The organism is Kitasatospora sp. NPDC088548 (assembly GCF_044753005.1).
In the GTDB taxonomy this organism is placed as follows: domain Bacteria; phylum Actinomycetota; class Actinomycetes; order Streptomycetales; family Streptomycetaceae; genus Kitasatospora.
In genome coordinates this window covers 21,549-27,979 of sequence record NZ_JBIVMI010000052.1, presented here as the reverse complement: position 1 = coordinate 27,979, position 6,431 = coordinate 21,549, and the positions used below count along the sequence as shown (strand labels likewise).

At 68.3% G+C, this 6,431-nt stretch carries 6 protein-coding genes; all 6 read right to left on the bottom strand.

Annotated elements, in window-relative coordinates; genetic code table 11:
• On the bottom strand, window positions 1-479 hold a 479-nt coding region (locus tag ACIP82_RS36925), incomplete at its 3' end, for an ATP-binding cassette domain-containing protein (protein WP_400659995.1).
• A 15-nt stretch (window positions 480-494) separates the two neighbouring features.
• Window positions 495-1,409, bottom strand: a complete 915-nt coding sequence (locus ACIP82_RS36920; protein WP_400659997.1) for an ABC transporter permease — start codon at window positions 1,407-1,409, stop codon at window positions 495-497.
• Between the two features lie 76 nt (window positions 1,410-1,485).
• Window positions 1,486-2,412 carry an ABC transporter permease gene (locus ACIP82_RS36915; protein WP_363607477.1) on the bottom strand — a complete coding sequence of 309 codons (927 nt, stop codon included), beginning with the start codon at window positions 2,410-2,412 and terminating at the stop codon, window positions 1,486-1,488.
• 150 nt (window positions 2,413-2,562) lie between these two features.
• Window positions 2,563-4,182 (bottom strand): ABC transporter substrate-binding protein, encoded by a 1,620-nt coding sequence (locus ACIP82_RS36910; protein WP_363607476.1) that lies wholly within the window; start codon window positions 4,180-4,182, stop codon window positions 2,563-2,565.
• A 173-nt stretch (window positions 4,183-4,355) separates the two neighbouring features.
• Window positions 4,356-5,375: a dipeptide ABC transporter ATP-binding protein gene (locus ACIP82_RS36905; protein ID WP_363607475.1), complete on the bottom strand. Its 1,020-nt coding sequence runs from the start codon at window positions 5,373-5,375 to the stop codon at window positions 4,356-4,358.
• Window positions 5,368-6,417 (bottom strand): ABC transporter ATP-binding protein, encoded by a 1,050-nt coding sequence (locus ACIP82_RS36900; RefSeq protein WP_363607474.1) that lies wholly within the window; start codon window positions 6,415-6,417, stop codon window positions 5,368-5,370. Before ACIP82_RS36900 ends, ACIP82_RS36905 begins: the two co-directional genes overlap by 8 nt.
• Between the last annotated feature and the right edge of the window lie 14 nt (window positions 6,418-6,431).

Sequence of the window (6,431 nt, the reverse complement as noted above, 5' to 3'; positions counted from 1 at the left end):
GCGGGAATGCGCACCCGCTCCATCAGCTCGACGGCCTTGTCCCTGGCCTCCTTGCGTGAAGCCCCCTGGTGCACCCGGAACATCTCACCGAGCTGGAAGCCCACACTGAGCACCGGGTTCAGCGAGGAGAGCGCGTCCTGGAAGATCATCGCGATCCGCCGGCCGCGGACCTTTCGCCGTTCCTCCTTGCCCATCTTCAGCATGTCCTGGCCCCGGAAGCGGATCTCGCCCCGGGGGATGCGGGCCGGCGGCATGTCCAGAATGCCCATGATCGCCTGGGCGGTCACCGACTTGCCCGAACCCGACTCCCCCAGCACCGCCAGGGTCTCACCGGCCGACACCGAGTAGCTCACCCCGTTGACCGCCTTCGCCACACCGTCCCGGGTGGCGAACTCCACGTGCAGGTCGCGAACGTCGAGCAGCGGCCCCTCGTAGGGCGTTTCCCGCGCGGACCTGGCGGTGTCGACAGCTGTTGTCACGATGCGTCCCCTCGCTCAGCGAAGCTTCGGGTCGAGGGCGTCGCGCACCGCGTCGCCCAGCATGATGAAGGCCAGCACGGTGACGGAGAGCGCCGCGGCCGGGAAGAACAGCGCGAACGGGGCCGTCCGGATCACCTTCTGGGCGGAGGAGATGTCGATGCCCCAGGAGATGGTCGGGTCCTGCAGACCGATGCCGAGGAAGCTCAGCGTGGCCTCGGTGGCGATGTAGCCGCCGAGCGCGATGGTGGCGACCACGATCACCGGTGCGACCGCGTTGGGCAGGATGTGCCGGAACATCAGCCGCCCCGTCCCCGCGCCGAGCGCCCGGCCGGCCACCACGTAGTCCGACTGTTTGACGGTCAGCACCGCCCCGCGCATCACCCGTGCGATCTGGGTCCAGCCGAGGAAGGCGAGCGCGATGACCACGCTCCACACCGTGCGGGTGGCGAAGGCGTTCAGCAGCACCAGCGCGCCGAGCAGCAGCGGGATGCCGAAGAAGATGTCGACGATCCGGGAGATCACCGCGTCCACGCCGCCGCCGAAGTAGCCGGCGACCATGCCCGCCAGACCGCCGAGCAGGGTGACGGCCGCCGTGACACAGATGCCGACGGTGATCGAGGCGCGGGCCCCGTACACCACCCGGGCGTAGATGGACCGGCCCTGCCCGTCGTAGCCGAACCAGCCGGCCCCGAAGAAGTCGGCCCAGTCCGGGCGTTTGAGGTAGTCGTGGACCAGGTCGGCCCTGCGCGGGTCGGCGTCGGTGAACGCCCAGGGGAAGACCGCCATCACGACCAGCAGCAGGATCAGCACCGCCGAGATCAGGAAGATCGGCCGGCGCCGCAGGTCCCGCCAGGCGTCGCCCCAGAGGCTGCGGGCCTCCTCCCGTTTGATGACGTCGGCCTCGACCAGGGTCTCCTGCTCGACCGCCATGCCCTGCTCGCCGGCGTAGTCCAAGCGTGAGACCCCCGGTTTCGGATGCGGCTCGTACGAGTTCTCGTCGTGGATGTCAGGCATAGCGGATCCTCGGGTCCAGGACCGCGTAGAGCAGGTCGACGAGCAGGCTGGCGACCAGGTAGACGATCACCAGGACGGTCACGATGCCGACCACGGTGGGTCCCTCCTTCTGGTTGATCGCCCGGTACAGGACGTTGCCGATGCCCTGCACGTTGAAGATCCCCTCGGTCACGATCGCGCCGCTCATCAGTGCGCCGAGGTCGGTGCCGAGAAAGGTGACCACCGGGATCAGTGAGTTGCGCAGCAGATGGCGGGAGATGATGGTCCGCCGGGGCAGCCCCTTGGCCACCGCCGTCCGCATGTAGTCCGCGCGCAGGTTCTCGCCGATGGACGTCCGGGCGAGCCGGGCGACGTACGCGAGCGAGAGCGAGCCGAGCACGATCGCGGGCAGGAGCAGCTGGGAGAGGTCCCGGGAGTCCTGCACGGTCGGGGTGACCCAGCCCAGATTGGTGGCGAACACCGTCTGGGCGATGTACGCCAGCACGAAGACCGGGATCGAGATCACCAGCAGCGTGAGGATCAGCACCAGGGTGTCCTGGACGCTGCCGCGCTTGAGTCCGGAGACCACGCCGAGGCAGAGCCCCAGGACCAGCTCGAACGCGAAGGCCATCAGCGCCAGCCGGATGGTCACCGGAAAGGCGTTCGCCATGATGTCGGTGACCGGGCGGCCGGTGAAGCTGGTCCCGAAGTCCCCCTGGAAGAGGTTCCCCATGTAGTGCAGGTACTGCTTCCAGATCGGCTGGTCGAGGTAGTACTTGTGCTTGAGGTTGGCCACGACGGCGGGATCGGCGGCCTTGTCCCCGAACAGCGCCGCGACCGGGTCGCCCGGCAGCGTGTAGACCATCAGGAAGATCAGCAGCGTGGTGCCGAAGAACACCGGGATCATCTGCAGCACCCGCCGCAGCACATAACTGCCCATCCGAGCCTCCTTCCTAGGTGACCGATTGGCCGAGTGCCCGGGCCCCGCCCTCCGTGCGGAGAGGGCGGGGCCCGGCGTGGGACGGCCCTCTCTCCCCGGCCCTCGCGGCCGGCCCCCCGGTCCGGTGACGGGCGCGGGGGCGGGAGAGGGTCAGCCCTTGACCTCGACCTGGGTCCAGGCCGGGTTCCCGAAGGAGTCGAACTTCACGTTCTGGACCTTGGTGGAGTAGCCCGAGTTGGTGCGGTAGTACCAGAGCGGGATGGCGGGCATGTCCCCGGGCAGCACGGCCTCGGCCTGCTGGTAGCCGGTCACCGTGTCGGCGACGCTGGCGGCCTGGTCCGCCTTGGCGGCCAGCTGGTCGAACTTCGGGCTGCTGTAGCCGAAGTCGTTGGAGGCGGCGCCGGTGCGGTAGACGTCGGCGAGGAAGTTGGCGTTCAGCGGGTAGTCCTGTACCCAGCCGGTGCGGAACGCGCCGTTGATCTGGTGCCCGGTGATCGCCGCGCGGGCGGTCTTGAAGTCGGGCTTCGGATCACCGGTGCAGTCCACCCCGGTGCTCTGCCGGATCGAGTTGCAGACCGCGTCCACCCACTCCTTGTGGCCGCCGTCCGCGTTGTAGGTGATCGTCAGCTTGTTCCCGGGCACCCCGCCGCCCTCGGTGATCAGCTGCTTGGCCTTGGCCGGGTCGAACGTGCAGTTGTCGCCGCAGACGCCGGCCTTGTAGCCCTCGACGCCCTCGGCCACCCAGGCGGAGGCGGACTTGCGCGAGCCCTGGAGCACCGTCTTGGTGATGGTGTCGCGGTCGATCGCCATCGACAGACCCTGCCGGACCTTGGCCTTGGCCGGGCCGGACCAGTCCGCCTGGTACAGCGTGAAGCCGATGTTCTGGATGGCACCCTGCGGCTCGTCGATCGCCCGGTCCCCGAGGTCGCTCCGGTACGTCGCCAGCGCGGACGGCGGTACCTGGTCCATCACGTCGAGGTTGCTGGACAGCAGGTCGGCGTAGGCCGCCTCGGACGTGTTGTACATCCTGAAGACGACGCCGCCGTTCTTCGGCTTGTCCACGCCCTGGTAGTCCGGGAAGGCCTTGGTCACCACCTGCTGGTTGTGCGACCAGCTGACGAACTGGTACGGCCCGTTGCCCACCGGCTTCTGCCCGTACCCCGACGGGTCGTTGAAGAAGGCGTCCGGCAGCGGGGAGAAGGCGATGTAGCCGAGCTTGTACTCGAAGTACGAGACCTTGCCGCTCAGCTTGACGGTGAAGTGCGTGTCGTCGACGACGGTCAGCCCGGACATCGTGGTCGCGGCCGGCTGGCCGCTGTCCGGGTGGACGTCCTTGTAGCCCTCGATGTCGGAGAACCACGAGCTGTTGATCTGGTTGTTGGTGGTGGTCGCGCCCCAGTTCCAGGCGTCGACGAAGTTCTTCGCCTTCACCGGGGTGCCGTCGTGGAACTTCCAGCCGTCCTTCAGCGTGATGGCGAAGGTCTGCGAGTCACTGGTCTCGATCTTGTCCGCGACCTGCATCCGGATCTTGGCATCGCCGGGGTCGTAGTCCACCAGCCCCCTGAAGAGGTTCTGCAGGATGCGACCGCCACCGACCTCGTTCGCGTTCGCCGGCTGGAGCGGGTTCTGCGGCTCGCTGCTCTGGTAGCTGAAGGTCTTGCCGCTGTCCGACGAACTTCCGCCTCCGCCGCTGCTGCTGCACCCGCCGGCCGCCAGGGCCACGGATGCCGCTCCGGCGAGGACCCAACGAACACGAGTGGCTGCGGGCATGGAGGTCCCTCCTCAAGGTGTGTGTCGCATCACACCCCATGAGAAGCGTGCCCTTGCGGCGGCGCGCGCCGGGTACCCCCGGACGGGTACACCTCCGCGGCGGCAAGTTGACGGAACGCCGGAAGGGCCCGCGGCTCGATGGCCGCGGGCCCTTCCTGATGGCGCCTCGGGGATCAGACGGCGGCGGCCGTCTCCCGAACCTCGGCGAAGTGGCAGGCCGACTCGTGCGCGGCCGGACCGCTCAGCACGGACGGCACCGCCAGCAGCGGGATCTCGGTGGAGCAGCGCTCCTCCGCCTTCCAGCAGCGGGTGCGGAACCGGCAACCGGACGGCGGGTTGGCCGGCGAGGGGATGTCGCCGCTCAGGATGATCCGGTCGCGGGACTCCCGCGCCGTCGGGTCCGGCACCGGCACCGCGGAGAGCAGCGCCTGGGTGTACGGGTGCGTGGCGTTCTCGTAGATCTGCTCGTCGGTGCCGATCTCGACCATCTTGCCGAGGTACATCACGCCGACGCGGTCGGAGATGTGCCGGACGATCGAGAGGTCGTGTGCGATGAACATGTACGAGAGCTCGAACTCGTCCTGGAGCTGCTCCAGCAGGTTGATCACCTGCGCCTGCACCGACACGTCCAGCGCGGAGACCGGCTCGTCACAGATGATCACCTCCGGCTTGAGCGCGAGGCCGCGGGCGATGCCGATGCGCTGGCGCTGACCGCCGGAGAACTGGTGCGGATACCGGTTGATGTACTCCGGGTTCAGGCCGACGACGTCCAGCAGATCCTGAACGGCCTTGCGGCGGTCGCCCTTGGGAGCCACCTCGGGGTGGATCTCGAAGGGCTCGCCGATGATGTCGCCGACCGTCATCCGGGGGTTCAGCGAGGTGTACGGGTCCTGGAACACCATCTGGATGTTCCGGCGGACGGCCTTCAGCCCCGCGCCCGAGAGCCGGGAGATGTCCTCGCCCTTGAACAGCACCTGGCCGGAGGTGGCCCGCTCCAGGTTCATCAGCACCTTGGCCAGCGTGGACTTGCCACAGCCGGACTCGCCGACGATGCCGAGCGTCTCGCCCTTCGCCAGGTCGAACGAGACGCCGTCGACCGCCTTGACCGCGCCGACCTGCTTCTTGAAGAGGATGCCCTGGGTCAGCGGGTAGTGCTTGACCAGGTCCTTGACCTCCAGGATGGGCTCAGCCATGGAGGGTCTCCTTCCAGAGGTGGCACGCGCTGCGGCGGCCGGTGAGCTCCTTGCCGTCCTTGTCGGTCACCTGGTGCAGCTTCGGGGTCTCCGTGCGGCACAGGTCGGTGGCGACGTCACAGCGGGGGTTGAACGCGCAGCCGGCCGGAACCTTCAGCAGGTTCGGGGGCAGACCCTTGATCGCGTACAGATCCTGGCCCTTCTGGTCCAGGCGCGGGATGGAACGGAGCAGGCCCTTGGTGTACGGGTGCGCCGGGTTGGCGTACAGCTCGTGCACCGGAGCCGTCTCGACGATCCGGCCGGCGTACATGACGGCGATCTTGTCCGCGACGTCGGCGACCACGCCGAGGTCGTGGGTGATCAGGATCAGCCCCATGTTGTACTCGGCCTGGAGCTCGGCGAGCAGGTCCATCACCTGGGCCTGGACGGTGACGTCCAGGGCGGTGGTGGGCTCGTCGGCGATGATCAGGTCGGGCTCCATGGAGAGCGCCATCGCGATCATGATGCGCTGGCGCATACCGCCGGAGAACTGGTGCGGATAGTCGCCCACGCGCTGCTTGGCGGCGGGGATGCGCACCCGCTCCATCAGCTCGATGGCCTTGTCCTTGGCCTCCTTGCGGGAGGCGCCCTGGTGCACCCGGAACATCTCGCCGAGCTGGGCACCGACGGTCATCACCGGGTTCAGCGAGGAGAGCGCGTCCTGGAAGATCATCGCGATCTTCTGGCCGCGGATCAGCCGGCGCTGCTCCTCCTTCATGGCGAGCATGTCCTCGCCGCGGTAGAGGATCTGGCCCTGGCTGATCTTGCCGGGCGGCATGTCGAGGATGCCCATGATGGTCTGGGCGGTCACCGACTTGCCGGAGCCGGACTCGCCGAGCACCGCCAGGGTCTCACCGGCGGCCACGGAGTAGTTGACGCCGTTCACGGCCTTGGCGACGCCGTCCCGGGTGTGGAACTCCACATGGAGGTCACGGACCTCCAGCAGCGGGGTGCCCACTTCGAGGCGTCCGCTCTTGCTGTTCTTCTCGATCACGGTGGTCATCGGGTCGTCACCTC

What these genes read in the sequence shown, in the direction of transcription:
- ACIP82_RS36905 (WP_363607475.1), bottom strand. Translation starts at nt 5,375, where the DNA reads ATGGCTGAGCCCATCCTGGAGGTCAAGGACCTGGTCAAGCACTACCCG.
- ACIP82_RS36910 (WP_363607476.1), bottom strand. Translation starts at nt 4,182, where the DNA reads ATGCCCGCAGCCACTCGTGTTCGTTGGGTCCTCGCCGGAGCGGCATCC.
- ACIP82_RS36920 (WP_400659997.1), bottom strand. Translation starts at nt 1,409, where the DNA reads ATGGCGGTCGAGCAGGAGACCCTGGTCGAGGCCGACGTCATCAAACGG.
- ACIP82_RS36900 (WP_363607474.1), bottom strand. Translation starts at nt 6,417, where the DNA reads ATGACCACCGTGATCGAGAAGAACAGCAAGAGCGGACGCCTCGAAGTG.
- ACIP82_RS36915 (WP_363607477.1), bottom strand. Translation starts at nt 2,412, where the DNA reads ATGGGCAGTTATGTGCTGCGGCGGGTGCTGCAGATGATCCCGGTGTTC.